The sequence below is a fragment of the Exiguobacterium sp. s163 genome (assembly GCF_018617135.1).
Lineage (GTDB): Bacteria > Bacillota > Bacilli > Exiguobacteriales > Exiguobacteriaceae > Exiguobacterium > Exiguobacterium profundum.
This window is the reverse complement of sequence record NZ_JACSJN010000005.1, coordinates 100402-117756: the sequence shown is the minus strand read 5'-3', so window position 1 is coordinate 117756 and position 17355 is coordinate 100402. Positions and strand designations below refer to the sequence as shown.

General features: G+C 47.5%; 17 protein-coding genes. 9 read left to right on the top strand and 8 right to left on the bottom strand.

The features are described 5' to 3' along the window. Window positions 1-36: 36 nt before the first annotated feature. Window positions 37-816 (bottom strand): AraC family transcriptional regulator, encoded by a 780-nt coding sequence (locus KNO71_RS13210; protein WP_214688914.1) that lies wholly within the window; start codon window positions 814-816, stop codon window positions 37-39. 123 nt (window positions 817-939) lie between these two features. Between KNO71_RS13210 and KNO71_RS13205 the strand changes: the two genes are divergently transcribed. Continuing rightward, window positions 940-2589, top strand: coding sequence for a glycoside hydrolase family 13 protein (locus KNO71_RS13205; RefSeq protein ID WP_214688912.1), 1650 nt, complete (start codon window positions 940-942; stop codon window positions 2587-2589). Between the two features lie 103 nt (window positions 2590-2692). After that, window positions 2693-3199, top strand: a complete 507-nt coding sequence (locus KNO71_RS13200) for a flavodoxin domain-containing protein (RefSeq protein ID WP_078146086.1) — start codon at window positions 2693-2695, stop codon at window positions 3197-3199. Here the strand turns inward: KNO71_RS13200 and KNO71_RS13195 are convergent. After that, the gene (locus tag KNO71_RS13195; protein WP_214688910.1) at window positions 3163-4761 is read right to left on the bottom strand and encodes a glycoside hydrolase family 55 protein; all 1599 of its coding nucleotides are present in this window, start codon (window positions 4759-4761) and stop codon (window positions 3163-3165) included. The genes KNO71_RS13200 and KNO71_RS13195 overlap by 37 nt on opposite strands. 261 nt (window positions 4762-5022) lie before the next feature. Between KNO71_RS13195 and KNO71_RS13190 the strand changes: the two genes are divergently transcribed. The 4 genes from KNO71_RS13190 to KNO71_RS13175 all read left to right on the top strand — a co-directional run bounded on the left by KNO71_RS13190 (window position 5023) and on the right by KNO71_RS13175 (window position 6821). Beyond that, entirely contained in the window at window positions 5023-5223 is a 201-nt protein-coding gene (locus KNO71_RS13190) for a cold-shock protein (RefSeq protein ID WP_015880427.1), read from the top strand. A gap of 117 nt (window positions 5224-5340) precedes the next feature. Then, window positions 5341-5754 carry a pyridoxamine 5'-phosphate oxidase family protein gene (locus tag KNO71_RS13185; protein ID WP_143404742.1) on the top strand — a complete coding sequence of 138 codons (414 nt, stop codon included), beginning with the start codon at window positions 5341-5343 and terminating at the stop codon, window positions 5752-5754. A gap of 183 nt (window positions 5755-5937) precedes the next feature. Continuing rightward, window positions 5938-6444, top strand: coding sequence for a DoxX family membrane protein (locus tag KNO71_RS13180; RefSeq protein WP_015880429.1), 507 nt, complete (start codon window positions 5938-5940; stop codon window positions 6442-6444). An 80-nt stretch (window positions 6445-6524) separates the two neighbouring features. Next, on the top strand, window positions 6525-6821 hold the full coding sequence (locus KNO71_RS13175; protein ID WP_015880430.1) for a DUF3817 domain-containing protein: 297 nt from the start codon (window positions 6525-6527) through the stop codon (window positions 6819-6821). 21 nt (window positions 6822-6842) lie between these two features. Here KNO71_RS13175 and KNO71_RS13170 read toward each other — a convergent pair whose 3' ends face one another. Beyond that, window positions 6843-8096, bottom strand: a complete 1254-nt coding sequence (locus KNO71_RS13170) for an MFS transporter (protein WP_214688908.1) — start codon at window positions 8094-8096, stop codon at window positions 6843-6845. Window positions 8097-8205: 109 nt separating this feature from the next. Here KNO71_RS13170 and KNO71_RS13165 point away from each other — a divergent pair, with 109 nt between their 5' ends. Next, window positions 8206-9396, top strand: a complete 1191-nt coding sequence (locus KNO71_RS13165; protein ID WP_078146089.1) for a helix-turn-helix domain-containing protein — start codon at window positions 8206-8208, stop codon at window positions 9394-9396. A 4-nt stretch (window positions 9397-9400) separates the two neighbouring features. Here the strand turns inward: KNO71_RS13165 and KNO71_RS13160 are convergent, their stop codons facing one another. Further along, entirely contained in the window at window positions 9401-10408 is a 1008-nt protein-coding gene (locus tag KNO71_RS13160) for a S66 family peptidase (protein ID WP_078146090.1), read from the bottom strand. A gap of 63 nt (window positions 10409-10471) precedes the next feature. Continuing rightward, the gene (locus KNO71_RS13155; RefSeq protein WP_015880434.1) at window positions 10472-10798 is read right to left on the bottom strand and encodes a winged helix-turn-helix transcriptional regulator; all 327 of its coding nucleotides are present in this window, start codon (window positions 10796-10798) and stop codon (window positions 10472-10474) included. 106 nt (window positions 10799-10904) lie between these two features. Here KNO71_RS13155 and KNO71_RS13150 point away from each other — a divergent pair, with 106 nt between their 5' ends. Further along, a complete protein-coding gene (locus KNO71_RS13150) occupies window positions 10905-11708 on the top strand; it encodes a VOC family protein (RefSeq protein WP_214688906.1) in 804 nt (267 codons plus the stop codon). 13 nt (window positions 11709-11721) lie between these two features. Here KNO71_RS13150 and KNO71_RS13145 read toward each other — a convergent pair whose 3' ends face one another. Both KNO71_RS13145 and KNO71_RS13140 read right to left on the bottom strand, forming a co-directional pair. Next, window positions 11722-12714, bottom strand: coding sequence for a 5'-3' exonuclease (locus KNO71_RS13145; RefSeq protein WP_031424353.1), 993 nt, complete (start codon window positions 12712-12714; stop codon window positions 11722-11724). Between the two features lie 199 nt (window positions 12715-12913). After that, window positions 12914-14236: a hemolysin family protein gene (locus KNO71_RS13140; RefSeq protein WP_240499772.1), complete on the bottom strand. Its 1323-nt coding sequence runs from the start codon at window positions 14234-14236 to the stop codon at window positions 12914-12916. 189 nt (window positions 14237-14425) lie between these two features. On the opposite strand from KNO71_RS13140, the gene KNO71_RS13135 reads away from it, so the two are divergent. After that, on the top strand, window positions 14426-15223 hold the full coding sequence (locus tag KNO71_RS13135; protein WP_015880438.1) for a glucose 1-dehydrogenase: 798 nt from the start codon (window positions 14426-14428) through the stop codon (window positions 15221-15223). Between the two features lie 33 nt (window positions 15224-15256). On the opposite strand, the gene KNO71_RS13130 is transcribed toward KNO71_RS13135, so the two are convergent. Beyond that, complete coding sequence (locus KNO71_RS13130) at window positions 15257-17212, bottom strand: ATP-binding protein (protein WP_078146093.1); 1956 nt, start codon at window positions 17210-17212, stop codon at window positions 15257-15259. Between the last annotated feature and the right edge of the window lie 143 nt (window positions 17213-17355).

The window sequence follows — 17355 nt, the reverse complement described above, 5'->3', positions numbered from 1 at the left end:
CTAACGGAGCGGTTCAAAAAATGGATCACTCTTTTTTTATTTTTTTTCGTTTTTTTGTTGAAGAGTGCGATAAACCCCTGGTGCGACGCCATATTTTCGTTTAAAAATTCTGTGGAAATATGGATAGCTTCGAAATCCAGACAGTTCCGCTATCGTTTCTAACGAATGTTTTGTATAGCGCATTTGCTCTTCGGCAAGCTGCAACCGAATCGATTGTGCATATTCGATGATCGTCATCCCGGTCCCTTCTTTAAAGAGATGAACCGTCCGTGAAACGCTCAGTCCGACGGCGTCGGCGACGTCTGAAACTTTGAAGTCACTCGTGACGTGTGCTTCGATAAAGCGCATCATACGAGAGACGACTGGAGGTCGCGCCTGGGAATGCACATCTTGAATCGAACGATCGAGCATGAGTAGAAGCGCCCGAACGAGTGTTTCAATTAAAACGGCACTTTGTTCAGACGGTGGACGGCGTACTTCCTCCGTAATGTGTTGCCATAGCGAAAGAAGGCGTGAATCGATGGCGATGGTATTCAATCGCCCCCGTGGAGTCGCATGCCACCATGTATCGATTGAATGTCCGGTGCAAAAGATATGATAGTCTCCGCTCGCGGGTGTATCGACATGCATTTCATAGAAGTCACCCGGACGGACAATCAATACGTCACCAGGTCGTGTGATCATCGTTTCCCCATTGACCACAATCCGAGCCGTTCCTTCCGTTTGTAAGCGAATCAGATACGTATCGAGTAAGTTTGCGAATGGAAAAGTGTAGGTCGTTGTATGATAAGAATAGCCACAAAAGCCGATTTCCATAATAGTCTCCTCATTTTATAGCAAAATTGTACATATCTTAATCATATCATGGATGGTCATGAATCCTTGAAGACAGTACGATGAAAGCGTTGAAACGGAAATGAACTTCAAGGAGGACGTAACATGAAACAATGGTGGAAAGAAGCGGTCGTATATCAAATTTATCCACGTAGCTTCAATGACTCAAACGGTGATGGGATTGGTGACATCCAAGGGATCACGGAGAAGATGTCTTATTTGGCAGAACTCGGGATCGACGTCATCTGGCTCTCGCCGGTATACGATTCACCGAACGACGACAATGGATACGATATTCGTGATTACCGTGCCATCATGAACGAGTTTGGTACGATGAATGACTTCGATGCGATGCTTGAAGAAGCACACCGTCACGGGATTAAAATCATGATGGACCTCGTCGTCAATCACTCTTCGGACGAACACCAATGGTTCATGGAGTCACGTTCTTCAAAAGACAGCCCATATCGTGACTATTACATTTGGAAAAAAGGGAAAGATGGTCAACCTCCGACGAACTGGGGGGCTTTCTTCGGCGGCAGCGCTTGGCAGTATGATGAGGCGAGTGATGAGTACTACCTCCACCTCTTCAGTAAGAAACAACCGGATTTGAACTGGGAAAGCGAGACGCTTCGTCGTGAAGTGTACGACCTCATGACATATTGGCTCGATAAAGGGGTCGACGGGTTCCGGATGGACGTCATCAATATGATTTCAAAAGACCCGAGCTATCCAGACGGTCAAACGCAAGGAACGGGGTATGGAGACGGGACACCATTCTTCTTTAACGGACCACGCATCCATGAATTCATGCAGGAGATGAATCGTGAAGTCTTATCGAAATACGACACGATCACGGTCGGGGAGATGCCAGGGGTCAGTGTGGAGGAAGCGAAACTGTATACGGGTGAAGACCGCAACGAACTGAACATGGTCTTTCATTTTGAACATGTGGACGTCGGGAACGGGAGCTTCGGCAAGTGGAATCCGACAGACTGGAAGTTGACTGAGCTGAAGACGATTTTCTCGCGTTGGCAAGAAGGGCTCGAAGAGGAAGGATGGAACAGCCTGTACTGGAGTAACCATGACCAGCCCCGTGCCATCTCGCGCTTTGGAAACGATTCGCCTGAATATCGCGTCCGTTCCGGGAAGATGCTCGCGACACTTCTTCATCTATTGAAAGGGACACCTTACATTTATCAAGGGGAAGAGTTCGGCATGACGAACGTCGCGTTTGATTCGATCGATCAGTACCGAGATATTGAGACGTTGAACGCCTACCGTGATTACACATCAAAAGGGTTGTTGACGCACGACGAGATTTTCCGTGGCATCCATGAGCGAGGACGTGACAATTCACGCACACCGGTACAGTGGTCAGACGAAGCACATGGTGGATTTACGACAGGGACGCCGTGGATCGAGGTCAACCCGAACTATGTCGACATCAACGCGGAAGCGGCACGGAGAGATCCGAATTCACTCTTCCATTACTACCGTCAGTTGATTGCGCTACGTAAAGCCAATCCGATCGTTGTCTATGGAAAGTATGAGCTGTTGTTACCGGAAGATGAGGCGGTCTATGCATTCACACGTTCATTCGAAGGTGAGACATGGCTCGCGCTCTGTAACTTCTCCGACGAGACACAACAACGAGAGCTACCATATGACGTGAAAGAACGTGTCATCGGAAACATGGAACCGATAGAAGCGTTCACCCTTCGTCCTTATGAAGCACAAGTGTATAAACTGTGACGAAAAGCTCGCCAGACGGCGAGCTTTTTTAAGTGCAAACGTATCTTCTCTCGATGATTCGGGAATAGTGTAAGTAACGTCTGACATGAAAAGAGGGAACGACATGGGTACTTTAATCGCGTACTCTTCCAGATATGGAACGAGTGAAAAAGTGGCGGCTTTACTCGCTGAACGTCTATCGGGTGACGTTCGTGTCCAAAATATCGTAGAAGAGCCGAACGTCACGTGGGAGATGGTAGATCACGTCATCGTCGGGAGCTCGATTCGAATGGGCACGATCCAAGACGAGATGAAGGAATGGTTGACGCTTCACGAAGCACACTTGCTTGAGCGTCCCCTCGCTTTATATTTGTGTGCCGGGACACCGACAGAGTCGGAACGGATTCGCGAGCTAGAAGAAGCCTATCGTGACACGCTGCGCGAACATGCCTATTTCGTCGAGGTCGTCGGGAGCGGGTATGACTTTGAACGAATGGGCTTTTTAGACAAAGCGATTGTCCGCATGATGGCCAAACAAAAAGAGAGTTCACTTCAACTCGATGACGCCAAACTGAATCAACTCGTGGAAACCGCTCAAACGTCTGAGCGCACCCGGTCTGAAAATCCTTGAGCGAGTAGATTATGCGCCTCAATCGGGCTTTTCGTGGAGATGAGTACATCTCCGCTTTTTTTCTGCCCTTCAATCTGATGAAGAGCAAGGTGTTCGAGGTGACGACCGATTTTTAGAGCGATGGGTGCAGATTCTTGGCATCGTAAGGCATCGATGGTCACTTCATCGGTGCGGTTATCTCCGCCAAATAGTTCGAGGTCGGCTCGGGCTGTGGTAAACCCGCGCACGGAGATTCGTTTCAGCTGAACGCGTCTCGACTTGTATTGAATCGCAATTGCCGGATGCTGTTCGTAATCGTAGGTCGGGTCGCCGATCGCAGTCAAACCGTGAATCAAGACGTCCTGGTAGGCCGATACGACCAGGCTTCGTGGTGAAGATTTTGTATAGAGTGAACTGCGGACTGGCTCGACGGACACTAAGTTCGTACCAGATAGGAAGCGTGCCGTCTCCGAGTTCGGATCGTCTACTAAATGATGACCAATGTGACGAAAGTTAAATGAACGATTGTCATGCACCGAAAGATGCCCGAAGATATGAACGTCGTGTGCGGCAGATGAGGTCCCATGTGCTTTTACTTCGATGCCTCCAAAGCAACCTTCCGTTCTATTGTGAACGAGTGTGACATGCCGTGATCCGTCATCGATCTCAATTCCATTCGAATTTGAGAATCCGAGGGCGTGTGTTCGGCCGTGAGGATGATGACAATAACAGTTCGTGATGTAGATGGCATCACTGTGATGTGTGGTGATTCCGTCATCCCCATAATTCGTCGCCTCGAGGTGATCGAGATGGATATACCGACTGCCGTTTGCCGCGCGGAGTCCATCCCCTAAGTAATGATAGTGTGGAGACGTGATGTCGAACGCATGAAGACCGGCATTTTTAGCCGTCACATGATGCACCCATCCATACGTCACATGGGCAAACGTCAAGGCGCTCGATGTCGTGTCACCGCTCGTCGTCCGTTTCACATCGCCTAATCGTGCGACATTCCAATCGAGCGTCAGGTGGCATACCTCGATATGATGATTTCCTGCGAAAGGGGTGGCGTTTCGTAACAATCGTCGATGTCTCGGTGCACGATCGGACAGTTTGAGAATCGTGACGTCTTGTCCTGCGCCTTCGAGCACGCAGTTGGAAGGTAGACGAATCCCCCGAACGATATAAACGCCTGCTGGGACAAAGACACGACGGTTCGAGCGGATGGCGAGTCGAAAGGCGAGGGTACAATCCGTTTTTCCATCTCCGACAGCACCATAGTCCGTCACATCAACACGTTGTTTCGTCGTCTGCAGTAAATTCAAATATTCGGCATCGAGCCGACGCATCCAGACGGGACGAACGATGCCGTCGACTTGCTCGAGCGGAAAGGACGTGCGGACAGGGGTGATCCGTTCCGTCAATGGAATTCGACACGGGATAGATTGTTGTTGCTCAAAGTAAGAAGCTTCCCGTGTAGCACGGTGCCATTCAAGTGTTTGCTGGATGAGGTCTTCTTCCGACCAATCGGAATGAGAGGCAATCATCGATGCGATTGATTGTGGGTCCTTTACGTTTTTCATTATAAATCCTCCTAGCATCATCTTCTCTAGCATGTACCCGTTTCACCTTGTTTTTTAGCAATCAGAAGTATTTACTAGACAGAAACATCTAGTCGTGTTATATTCAATATGTGCTTAATTAAGAATAGCTGGAATCATAATTCACAAGTGCTTGGGATTATTTTTCATTAGATAATCCAGAGGCTTGTATTTTTTTTGGTCAAGTTTTTTCTAGTAAGGCACTACTATAACGCATAGCGTTTATTTCAGGAGGGTTCATTCATGAACACAGGTAAAGTAAAATGGTTTAACTCAGAAAAAGGTTACGGCTTCATCGAAATGGAAGGCGGAGACGACGTATTCGTACACTTCTCAGCAATCCAAGGCGACGGCTTCAAAACACTTGAAGAAGGCCAAGAAGTAACTTTCGAAATCACTGACGGAGCTCGTGGACCACAAGCTTCTAACGTTGAAAAAATCTAATCTTCCTTTCTAAGGAATATGATACCTGCTCGCGTCGGCGAGCAGGTTTTTTTGTGTTTAATCCCATAGTTTGAGGGAACAGTATACGAGCGACAAATCATGAAGGAGGAATTTGGAATGAGTGCAAAAGACACAGCGTTAAAGATTCTAGATGCAAGTAATGTCGGGACGATGGCGACCGTGTATAAGGTGAAACCCCACAGTCGTTACATGACATTTTTCCATGATGATTTCACACTCTACACGGCAACCTCTAACGACACAGATAAAGTAGAAGAGTTAGAAAAGAATCCATATACGCATATTTTAATCGGCTATGATGGAGATGGCGTGGGCGACACTTACTTAGAAATCCTCGGTAAAGCGACCGTGTCGGATGATGAATCGATGAAAGAGAAAGTATGGAACGAGAAACTCGAAGGATGGTTCGATGGTCCGGACGATCCAAAGCTTGTCATCCTAAAAATCGAACCGGAATCGATGCGCGTGATGAACAAGAAAGGTCAACCGCCACAAGAAGTGACACTATAATCTCCTCAAAGACACCTAAATTAGGTGTCTTTTTTTGTGGATGAATGTGAATAGAATATGGCGTACATATGGACGAATCATGAACAAAGGAAAATACATATGTGAAATAGTGAACATGAATGGTATATTGTGAATGTAATCACATTATATAATTATTTAACTTCTTGAAAGGGAGGAATTATGATGTTCACGAAATTTTGGCAAAATCATAATGTCGCTACAGCGATCTTGACGGTGTTACGTGTATGGCTCGGTTATCATTGGTTAACGGCAGGATGGGGGAAAATCACGGGAGGTTTTGGAACAGAAGGGTTCTTGAATAACGCGGTGACACTCGCTTCTGGAGAACATCCGGCCGTCGCTGGATGGTGGGCTGCATTCCTCGAAAACTTTGCGATCCCAAACGCCGGGCTATTCGATGTCTTGATTCCTTACGGTGAATTCTTGGTAGGCTTAGGATTATTGCTCGGTGCCCTCACACGTAGCGCAGCGTTCTTCGGACTCGTCATGAACATGGCGTTCTTACTATCAGGAACAGTCAGTACGAACCCAACGATGTTGATCGTATCTGTCTTGATTTTAGTTGCCGGTCATAACGCTGGAAAAATTGGGGTCGACGGGTTGTTCCTTCGCCGTTTTGTCGACACGAAAGTATTGCATCGTTCACCAAATCGTCAAATAGCCTCGTAACTTTTATGCGTTCTCTTGTGACAAACCTCTCACGTTTCGGCTACGATAGACATAGCCTACAGAAATAAAGGAGAACGCATATGACTACGACTCATTTTAAATGGCTTGGCTACACAGAAGGTGTATCCTTCTTGTTGTTACTGTTCATCGCGATGCCGTTGAAATATATGGCCGGCATTCCACTCGCGGTCAGTATCGTTGGTGCAGCACATGGTTTCTTATTTGTGGCCTATGTGCTCGCGGCGATCTACATGGCATGGCGCTTGCGCTGGGGATTCAAAGTTTTGACGCTTGCTGTCATGGCGTCCGTCATCCCATTCGGACCATTCTTATTAGAAAAACGGGTACTCCCGTCAACAGAGAAGACATCGAACTGATTCGTTCGATGTCTTTTTTCGTTACGATACACGTTCCATTGATTGGGCTGCATCTCGTTCTGCTTGGATGTCATGCCGGATTCGGTACGTAAGGACGAACGTGCAGATGAGTAGACCCACCATGCAAGCGGTGTAGAGATGGGCAACAGAGACGAGATCACTCAATACCCCGAATAGGATGAATCCAATCGGCGTAATCCCCATCGCGAGTGATTCGAGCACACCGATGACGCGCCCTAAATAGTTCGGATCCGTATTCGTTTGGAGGAACAATTGAATCGGGATGTTGACACGTACGATCAAGAAACCACTCAATAAAGCGAAGACCGCGAAAAAGAAAATTGACGTGAGGACGTTGAAGTGAAAATATAATGGAATGGCGGGTCCGACGAACAGAACGCTAAGAATGGTCAACGCGGATCGCATCGTTGCTAAGCGATGTTTGATTTTGAATAACGGTAAGGCATGAAGTAAGGAAGCGACTAAAAAACCAATGGCGACCATGCTTTCAAGGAGTCCGAATTGAAACGGGGACACACCGACTTCCTGTAACGCTGCAATCGGGAACAACACTTCCGATGCAACGAAGAAGAAGTTCAAAAATGCGGCGAGGACAGCAACTGTCCACAAGACTCTTTGTTGTTTCAAGTAAGACAGACCGGACCGTACGTCTTCCCAAGTCGATTGTTCGGTGGGTGCGACCTCTTTCTGATGAAATTTAAGTCGAGAGGCGAGAAGTGCGGCAATCATAAAGAATAGAGCTGAACTGAACAAAAAGACAGGAATCGGTATAAGCTTAAACAGTGCCCCGGCAAGAAGCGGGGTACCGATGCTTGAGATGGAGATGATACTTTGAATGAGAGAGTTGGCGCGTTGCAGTTCATCTTCCTCAAATAAAAGAGGAATCGAACTTGATAACGTGACCGATAAGAAAGTGGAAACGATCGCTAAGAAGAATGTGATGACGTAAAAAGCGGGTGCTTCAAACGTCCAAAGTAAGCTTCCAACACCTGCGAGTAAAAATAATCCTCCGTTCAAAGACTCCATCCTAATGATGACTCGCTTTCGGTCAAGTTTGTCTGCATAAGCGCCGGCGAATGGGGATAGAAGCACACGGGGTAATGTACCTGCGAGGAGAACGAAGGCGAATTGGAGCCCAGATCCGGTCGTCGTCAACACCGTGAGTCCCGCCACAAACGTAAATAAGTTGGATGCGAATAACGACATGAATTTACCGAGCAGTAAAATTGATAGATTTGAAGAGAGAAACTTCATAGAAACACTCCTTTGCAAATTAGTTAAATGTGATTTAACATTATCATAAAGGCAACGAAGTGAATTGTAAATATAAAGTTCAATATAATTTAACTTTTAGAGGTGACATATGATTGGTGAGCGCATTAAAGCATTGCGAAAACAGAAAAAAATGACTCAGACGCAGCTGGCGGAAGGGATTGTCACAAAATCGATGCTCAGTATGATTGAGAACGGAAAAGCAGAGGCATCGATGCGCAGTTTACGAGAACTTGCCAGTCGATTAGATGTCTCGATGCAACAATTATTGACCGATCCAAAAGAGGTCGAACTACAGTCGCTGGTGGAAAAGCTAGAATTTGAGGAGATGCAACTTATTTCACTACCGGATCAAAAAATTCGGGAAATGCTCAAGCCTTACTTACAGGAAGAAATGAACTCCGTGTGGCAAGGAAAAGCATATATGCTGTACGGTGATACGTACTTTCAAGAGGGCGAGAATGAGAGAGTACTAGCTTACTATGACCGCGCGATTGAGATTTTTGAGAAGCTAGGTGAGTCCGAAGAATTGGCGATGGGACGAATTAGCCAGGCTTATTATTTATTGATGTGGAACCGCTACGAGGAAGCGATTGAACGGATTGAAGCGATAGAACTACTTGATGCAAAATATATGAAAACAAAGACACGAACTGAATATGCCATGTTAATTGTATTTAAGAATCTTCTTTGTGATGAGGATTTAGAAGGGGCAATTCGACAGCTTGAAGACGTGCTCGAGTATATGACACGGACAAGAATCTACTACCGTGCGGACGACGTGTATCGCACCATTTCGATTTGCGCGCTCTATTTGAACGATGAGAAGAAAATTCATGAGTCGTTACAAAAGGCGAAGCAATATATTCAATTCACGGAAGATCGTTTGGCTGAAATCAAAGTGGCACTTTCTGAAGCGCTCTATGCGATGGAATATCGACATGTCAAACTATTAGGAAAGAACATCAAATTGATGGAATCTCTCACGACAGATGTCGAACCATTTATTGCAGCGATTTCGATGGCGAAAGGTGTGTACTACGCTTTTCGAGGGGAAACGGAAATGGGAAGAGAGTGTTTATTGGCATTATGGGAAAACAGAGATGAGTGGAAAACACATAGCTTAGTCGATATCGCGATTTACTACGAAGGTTTATTAAGGGGAACATTGAACGGATGTGGGGATGACTGGGTGCCAGTCATCGAAGAACAAGTAGCTGAATTCCCGCAAGGACTGTTTCGCAAACGTTTAGAGACATTGCTACAACAAATCAAGGGCTGACGAATCAGCCCTTGAACGTTTGAATCAATGTTCCTTTGCCATGCTCGACTTGTACAGAAGCGTGGGCCCCATTGACGAGTGTCATCTGAGGGGGTACGTGTCCGCAATCGATATCAAAAAAGATAGGAACTTCTAACATATGATGAAGCTCCTCGTATACCATTTCGACCGTATAGTCTTGATGCACAGAGGGGGCGTCACTCCGTCCGAACAAAATACCAGACGTATGATCGAACCAACCGGCCCACTTCATTTGAAGGAGGGTCCTTTTTAATGCTGGGACGTTCAGCTCAGCGTTCTCAAAATACCAAAGAATCGGTTCATCGTTCAGGTGATCGCGTTGGAACGTCTTGACGTCTCCATACGGTGTCCCGATTGTATGTAAGAGCACATCGAGACATCCACCGAGCAAGCGCCCCGTTGCGTTTTGACTACCGATCGCTTTCCATTCGGTCGTCTCCGTCAGATGAAACAGATGTGGCGTCGGATTATCATGCTGCCATTCGTTTTGGAACTTCTCGGACGAGCGTTGGATGACCGTCTCGTCGGTCCGCGTCGACAACACATCGAGCCAGCGCGAACTCGTCTCGTCCCACAAATCAGCACGTAAGTCGACTAAGTTTGGACCGTGGGCGGAGGCGATTCCGGTTTTTAGCGTATACACAAAAAGTAATAGACTCGTATCCGAATAACCGAGCATCCATTTCGCGGGCAAGGACTGCCACTCGATGTGATTAAGGATTTCCATTAAGAGTTCCCCACCCCAGGGCGGAATGATCAAGTCGACTTTGTCATCTTGAAGTAGAGATGTCAGTTCATGTGCACGGATCCGAGCCGGAGCGGATTTCCCAAATCGTTGTTTCCACGCATTCGGAGTGAATTGCAACGTGAACCCTCGATCGGAAAACTTCTGTTCCGCTTGATGCAATAAATGGTGTAATTCTTCTGGTATACCTGACGAAGGGGCGGTGACACCGATTTGATAACCGGTTAACTGTGGATAACGAATCATGACAACCTCCTGTGGATAAGTGATGTGTTCAATAGAGAAAATGGGTTATCCACATGTGGACAACTAATTAGAGCGCATCCGTTCGGCATGACGCATTCCCCATTCGTTCATCGCTTCGAGAATCGGGATCAGTGTTTTCCCGTACTCACTTAAACGATAATCGACACGGGGCGGAACTTCTGGATAGACGGTCCGGATGACGATATCCTGTTCTTCTAAGTCGCGGAGTTGTGCGGTCAATATCTTTTGGCTGATTTTTGGTAACGCGCGTTTCAACTCACTGAAACGCAATGTATCTCCATTGATCAACACGAGGAGGATGGAATGTTTCCATTTTCCTGTAATCAGTTCGAGTGCCGTATCGACTTCACAGCTTGTTATGTTAGTCACGTCGCTCTTCCTTTCCAATAGTATCGTTGAAGTAACTATACCACCTTTTTGTGCCTACTTCTGTAACATCGACCGAGCGGGTATAGTGAAGGTGAGGTGATAATATATGAAAATCGAAAAAATCGAACTCGGTCCGGTAACGCTTCGAGTCCGTGACATTGAACAGATGACACGATTTTACGTAGACGTGATTGGGATGAGTATTTTAGAAGAGAGCGAAGAGCTCATTACACTCGGTACGAAGGAACGTCCGCTTGTCATCTTGCACAGTGTCCCGCAAGCGAAAACCAATCCACGGGCGGCAGGCTTGTTCCATTTAGCTATTCTGTTCCCGAACCGTGTAGAGTTAGGAAGCATGTTGGCACATCTCATTGAGCGACGCATCGAAGTGGGGCAAGGCGACCATCTCGTGAGTGAAGCCTTCTACTTGAGCGATCCAGAAGGAAACGGGATTGAATTGTATGCCGACCGCCCGAAGGACCAATGGACGTACGAGGCAAACGGCCATGTGAAAATGGCGACCGAGCCTGTCGACTATGAATCGATGCTTCAAGCGGCAGCCAATCGGTCGTTTACTGGTTTACCGATCGGAACGATGATGGGGCACGTGCATTTTAAAGTACGCTCAATCGAGGCGGCGAAACGTTTTTATCATGATCGGCTTGGCTTCTCCATTACGACGGATTCTTATCCAGGCGCACTTTTCCTAGCAGCTGATGGCTACCACCATCACATCGGAACGAACGTGTGGGCCCGTCCGAGCGATCCTGTGGGAATGGAGACCGGAATCGAAGCATGGACGCTTCTCGTCAATGAAGAGACGAACCAGGCGTTAGGCGGAACATCGTCTGAATGGTCGTTGACCGATGAAGACGGGATTACCGTGCATATTAAAAGAACGAACGCTTGAGCGTTCGTTCTTTTTAACGTGCGGATGTTTTCTTCTGACCTGCGTTAAACGAGAGACGAAGTCCGCGTTTTTGATACGCTTGCTCGACTCGTTTTGGGTTGAGGCTGAGCTCAAGGTGAGCCAACTTCAAATGTTCAAGTGCCGGCACCGTGACATCGAGTCGAACGAGCTCCATGTTGCGCTCTGCTTTTTTGCGTGTTCGTCTCAAGTTACGGGGCACCTCCTCTGACGTCAGTGCCGCGATCGTTTCATTTACTTGTTGTCGTTTTTCACCTTTGATGCTCAAGGCAGAATACAGCTTATCGAGCGAACCGAATCGTTTGATGAGTTGAACCGATTGGCTTTCGTCGAGCCCGGCAACTGGAGGGATTCCGTCAGAACGGTCTCCTGTCAATGCTTTGACGGCTGACAGTTGCTTCGGTTTCAATCCTTCGTATAACGCTGCAATCTCTTCTGGTCGAATTTCTAAATGACGCTTGAGCGGCAACGGACGATTATCACGAATGTCACAACGAGCCTGCATTTGCTGAAGCTCCTGTGTCTGTAACCAAACGGTGATTCGTGGACTGACAAGCTGTAACAAGTCTTTGTCTTTTGTCATGATGACGACAGGGGCACTGCAACTGAATTTACGGGCGATGTGGGCAATCAAGTCTTCCCCTTCATACCCTTCTACTTGGAATTGTGGGATTCCACTATCCTCAAGCAGTTGGCGCATGAGTTCCATCTGCGCTTTCAATTCAGGCGGTGTTTGACGTCTGCGACGTTTGTAGCCCGGGTACAGTTCTCGACGCCATAATGTTTCACGTGAGACGTCCCAGACGACGACAAAATGAGTCGGACGATGTCTGCGTAGAATCGTCCGGATGAGGCCGGTCATTCCGATGACGGCACTCCGATCGTTTTTAGATACCTCGCGTCCTTTTTTCGTTCGGCTCGCGGCGGCACCATAATAAGCACTGGCCAGCATGGAGTTACCGTCAATCAAAAATAGTTTGCGTTCCATGCGTAACCTTCTTTCTATTTCTTTCTGTTTAAACCGAACATCTCGCCATGTTTCGGTGATGTTGTGTCATTGAGTGGGTGACACTCAAATAAGCAACATATGTGCAGTATATCACGGGAAGAGGCGAAAATATAGCGACAGTTCGGTGCAAACGTGAAAAACCCTTCTCCATATTTTAGAGAAGGGTTTGAAAGATGCATCATTCAGACAGTGGTTCTTCCTCTTGATGAGAGGCGAGAATCAAGTCGACGAAGACGATGCGGTGGTTATCGACTTCACTGACAATCAGTTCATGGTTGCCAGGTAGAAGGAAGCGTTCCCCCGTTCGCGCATTCGCTTTTTGTGATAAAACGAAACCACCGACCGTATCGACGTCATCCTCGATTTCGATGCCGAACCGTTCCTCCAGTTCTTGCGTTAAAACGAGTCCTGAAAGGCGGTAATGTTTCGGAGCGACTTCTGTAATTTCAGCCTGCTCATCTCGATCGAACTCGTCTCGAATCTCGCCGACGATTTCTTCTAAAATGTCTTCAATCGTCAACAGTCCTGCCGTCCCACCATACTCATCGATGACGAGACACATCATCGTCTGCGCGTTTTGCATCTTCACCATCGCTTCTTGAAGTGGTGTGAACTCGGTGACGAGCGGCAATTGATGAATGAACGACTCGAACGGTGCATCATTTTTTGAAAGTTGGGCAGTGAAGAGTTGTTTCGCATTCACGAATCCGAGAACGTCATCGCGATCGCCATCTCGTGTGACGGGATAACGCGTATACTGGTGCTCTTCCACTACGGCGATGATCTCTTCGATCGTATCTTCTTCATCGATTGTCACCATGTTCATTCGTGGTACCATGGCATCTTTGGCGATCCGTTCGTCAAAGGAGAAGATATTTTGAACATATGCCAATTCGTTTTCGTTAATCTCACCACTACGGAAACTTTCCGTCATAATGATTTTCAATTCTTCTTCAGAGTGTGCCGTTTCCTGCGCTGTCGTCTGTACCCCGAATAAACGGAGTGTGATTCGAGCCATACTGTTCAATGCTCGAATAAACGGATAGAAGATTTTTGTGAAGACGTAGAGCGGACGTGCGACGAGCAGCGTCAACTTCTCCGCTTCGTGAACCGCGAGCGTTTTTGGCACGAGTTCACCGATGACGACATGGACGAACGCAATCAATAAGAAGGCGATCAAAAACGACAAGAATGTCACGAGAGAAGGCGATATGTTCAATTGTTCGACCAATGTGTGGATATACGTTTCGATTTGATCGGCACCAATCCACCCAAGACCGAGTGCAGAAAGCGTGATTCCGAACTGCGAGGCAGAAAGGGAGTCGTCGATATTCTCGATGACTTTTTTCGCGCTGACCGCTTTCTTATTTCCTTCGAGCACGAGCTGGTCGAGTCGAGCGCCACGCACTTTCACAATTGAAAATTCGGCTGCCACAAAAAAGGCAGTCAAAAAGATTAAAAGTGCGACGACGAGTAAGCTGAGTAACATGGGACTGTCCAACAATTCCCCCTAAAATCGGGGAGTCACCTCCATTGAGTATAAGATCAAACGTCTCTCAGGCGTTTCCTGAAAACGAATAGTTTGTTTCAGTATAGTTGATTTGTTTCAAATATTCAAAATGCAGCCAATCATGTTTGATGAAGAGGGGAATGCGGGAACTAAACCCGAGAAGATGAAGGAGGAATTGACATGGCAAACTATCCAGAGTTAAAAGGTAAGGTCGCGGTCATCACGGGCAGCTCGAAGGGGCTCGGTCGTGCCATCGGGGAACGTTACGCAAAAGAAGGGATGAGCGTTGTCCTGAATTACCGCAGCAGTGAAAAAGAGATGGAGGAAGTCATCCGTGGCATCGAGGCAGCTGGTGGGAAAGCCGTCGCCGTGAAAGGGGACGTCGCAGAAGAAGGACTCGCGGAGAAGATGATTGAGAAAGCCATCTCTGAGTTTGGAAAGATGGATATTTTCGTGAATAACGCCGGCGTTCAAGTCGAGGCAAAAACGCATGAAATGGAGTTTGATAACTGGAAGCAGATTATCGACGTCAACTTGAACGGGACGTTCCTTGGTGTCCGTGCTGCTTTAAAATACTTCGTGGAGCATGAAATCGAGGGGAACATCATCAACATGTCTTCCGTTCACGAAGTCATCCCACGTCCAGGTTATACACATTACGCAGCCAGCAAGGGTGGCGTGAAAATGTTCACGAAATCCGTCGCACTCGAATATGCACCGAACCATATTCGTGTCAATGCGATCGCACCTGGGGCGATTGATACACCAATCAACGAAGAGACGATGAGCGACCCGGAAGAGAAGAAGGGATTAGAAGCGCTTATCCCATCTCACGTCATCGGGAAGCCGGAACAAATCGCAGCCGTTGCCGCTTGGCTCGCGTCGGATGAGTCGTCCTATGTGACGGGGACAACCATCTTTGCGGACGGTGGGCTTTCGCTCTATCCGTCATTTGGTCCAGAGAACAAAGTCCAATAAACAAGAGGGTGCGATGATGCACCCTCTTTTCGTTTAGCTACTCATTTGATTGGTCATATCCGACTTGGGAAGGCTGACAGTGAAAATGGAGCCTTTGCCGATGTTTGAGGTAGCGTGAATCGTTCCACCGTGACCTTCAGCGATTTCTTTACAAATCGCGAGACCGAGACCGGTCCCTCCAATTTTTCGACTGGCGGAATTGTCGACGCGATAAAACTTGTCAAACAATTTTGGTAGCGCGGTTTGGGGAATCCCGATGCCGTGATCTTCAATTGAAATGTCAATCCAATCCGGTCGTTCACATGTGACACGGACATGGACTTCGCCACCACGAGGCGAATACTTCACGGCGTTGTGCAGGAGGTTCATGAAGAGTTGATTGAGTCGCGTCCGGTCTCCGTATACATAGACGTCTTCCGTGCAATCAAACGTGATGTGATGATGTTGGCTTGAGCCTTGATGCACCGAAATCGCTTGCTCAAGAATAGCGGACAGACGCTCTGGTTCGTTATGGTACGTCTGTTGTCCAGACTCCATCCGTTGTACATCGAGCAAGTTCGAAATCAAGTCTTCAAGACGTAATGTCTCTTGATGAATCATTCCTAAATATTTTTCGGAACGTTCAGATGAAAGTTTTCGGAAACGAAGAAGTTCAGTGAATCCAATGATACTTGTGAGCGGAGTCCGGAGTTCGTGAGAGACGGTCGAAACGAGTTCGGTTTTCAGACGGTCGACTTCGGTCTCGTGCGTCACGTCACGGAAAACGAGCATCGTCCCATGACGTGTCCCTCGCAAGTAAATCTTCTCCGCATACATTTGAATGAAGCGCTCTTCCTGATTCATCGAGAACGTGACGCTCTCTTCTTTACACTGTCCATCGAATGATCGTTCCATGAACGCGAAAAAGGCATCCTTTTGGTCGACCTGCAGTCCGAGCTCCTCAAGGCTAGCGTCTAAACGGTATAAATCGACTTCATTTCGCTGCGTAATCGGTTGATTGAATAAGACGAACAACGCTTGGTTTGCTACTTTCTCACTTGTTGCGTGTTCGACATAGATGACGGCATCGCGAATCGAGTGAAGGAGGCGCGCTGTCTTCTCACGCTCCTCTTCAATCCGATAGCGTTGTGCCGTGAGAGATGTAGCCATTTGCCGGAATGATGTTGTCAATTGCCCGACTTCATTTTTAGATTGGGCGGCCGCCGGTGTCATCGGCTGTCGCTCTCCGGCAAGGCGCTTGCTGTTTTCAATCAACTCTTGCAGTTGACCCGTTAAGCGTCTCACATATGGACGGGCGACGATAAAGAGAATGAAGAGGACACCGAGTAAAGAGAGGAGCCAAAAGGCCTGTGCCCACTTCGTATGGGTCGCAAGCTGAGCACGGAGCGCATCCTCTTCTGCGTTCAGTGAGTTCCGGTATTCCGTGAAGACGCTCTCCATATCGACGATGCTCGCACTCATATCTGCGGCACTTTTTGAATTGATTTTGAATTTACGATCTGCCGGTGGCTCTTGTTGTGGATTCACTTTCCCGAGCGTCGGCATCTTTAAGAAGGGTTCGGTTACACTACCGTCCCGTTTTCCTGCTACATAACGTTCGAGACTCGGCATGACACGTTCCTGATACGCGACAAACAGCGTACGTGCATCGCTCGCGTACGTTTTTTCTTTCTCGGTCACTGCGTTCTGTTCGAACCAAGAGGTCTGTTCGTCAATCAAGACTTGTTTATCTTGCACACGTTCTAACATCGCGTCATCCCCAAGGAGGACATATCCGCGCATTTCATATTGCATCGACTGCCATGTCTCGAACAACTCGGTCGCATTCGTGCGTCGTTCACTGATGTTCTCGAGCGATGACGTCGTCTGTTCGATTTGGTTTTCCGTATACACATATACGGCAAGCGACGTGAGGAGGATCAGTCCGATGAATAAGTAGAAGACGAATAAAAATTGTCTCCCGATCCGTTGGTCAATCCATGACTTCATAAAGACCGTTCCTTCCTAGAATGATGAACATTCCGACTGTGACTAATATCCTACGAGTGTCGTTCTTTCATTGTACAGATTCAACTCTTCAGATGCTAGATATTGAGAAATCAAGGAAATGAACGCTATTGTTTATTGAACAG

Coding starts and splice junctions, on each gene's coding strand:
- KNO71_RS13210 (WP_214688914.1), bottom strand. CDS start 816: ATGGAAATCGGCTTTTGTGGCTATTCTTATCATACAACGACCTACACT.
- KNO71_RS13205 (WP_214688912.1), top strand. CDS start 940: ATGAAACAATGGTGGAAAGAAGCGGTCGTATATCAAATTTATCCACGT.
- KNO71_RS13200 (WP_078146086.1), top strand. CDS start 2,693: ATGGGTACTTTAATCGCGTACTCTTCCAGATATGGAACGAGTGAAAAA.
- KNO71_RS13195 (WP_214688910.1), bottom strand. CDS start 4,761: ATGAAAAACGTAAAGGACCCACAATCAATCGCATCGATGATTGCCTCT.
- KNO71_RS13190 (WP_015880427.1), top strand. CDS start 5,023: ATGAACACAGGTAAAGTAAAATGGTTTAACTCAGAAAAAGGTTACGGC.
- KNO71_RS13185 (WP_143404742.1), top strand. CDS start 5,341: ATGAGTGCAAAAGACACAGCGTTAAAGATTCTAGATGCAAGTAATGTC.
- KNO71_RS13180 (WP_015880429.1), top strand. CDS start 5,938: ATGTTCACGAAATTTTGGCAAAATCATAATGTCGCTACAGCGATCTTG.
- KNO71_RS13175 (WP_015880430.1), top strand. CDS start 6,525: ATGACTACGACTCATTTTAAATGGCTTGGCTACACAGAAGGTGTATCC.
- KNO71_RS13170 (WP_214688908.1), bottom strand. CDS start 8,096: ATGAAGTTTCTCTCTTCAAATCTATCAATTTTACTGCTCGGTAAATTC.
- KNO71_RS13165 (WP_078146089.1), top strand. CDS start 8,206: ATGATTGGTGAGCGCATTAAAGCATTGCGAAAACAGAAAAAAATGACT.
- KNO71_RS13160 (WP_078146090.1), bottom strand. CDS start 10,408: ATGATTCGTTATCCACAGTTAACCGGTTATCAAATCGGTGTCACCGCC.
- KNO71_RS13150 (WP_214688906.1), top strand. CDS start 10,905: ATGAAAATCGAAAAAATCGAACTCGGTCCGGTAACGCTTCGAGTCCGT.
- KNO71_RS13145 (WP_031424353.1), bottom strand. CDS start 12,714: ATGGAACGCAAACTATTTTTGATTGACGGTAACTCCATGCTGGCCAGT.
- KNO71_RS13135 (WP_015880438.1), top strand. CDS start 14,426: ATGGCAAACTATCCAGAGTTAAAAGGTAAGGTCGCGGTCATCACGGGC.
- KNO71_RS13130 (WP_078146093.1), bottom strand. CDS start 17,212: ATGAAGTCATGGATTGACCAACGGATCGGGAGACAATTTTTATTCGTC.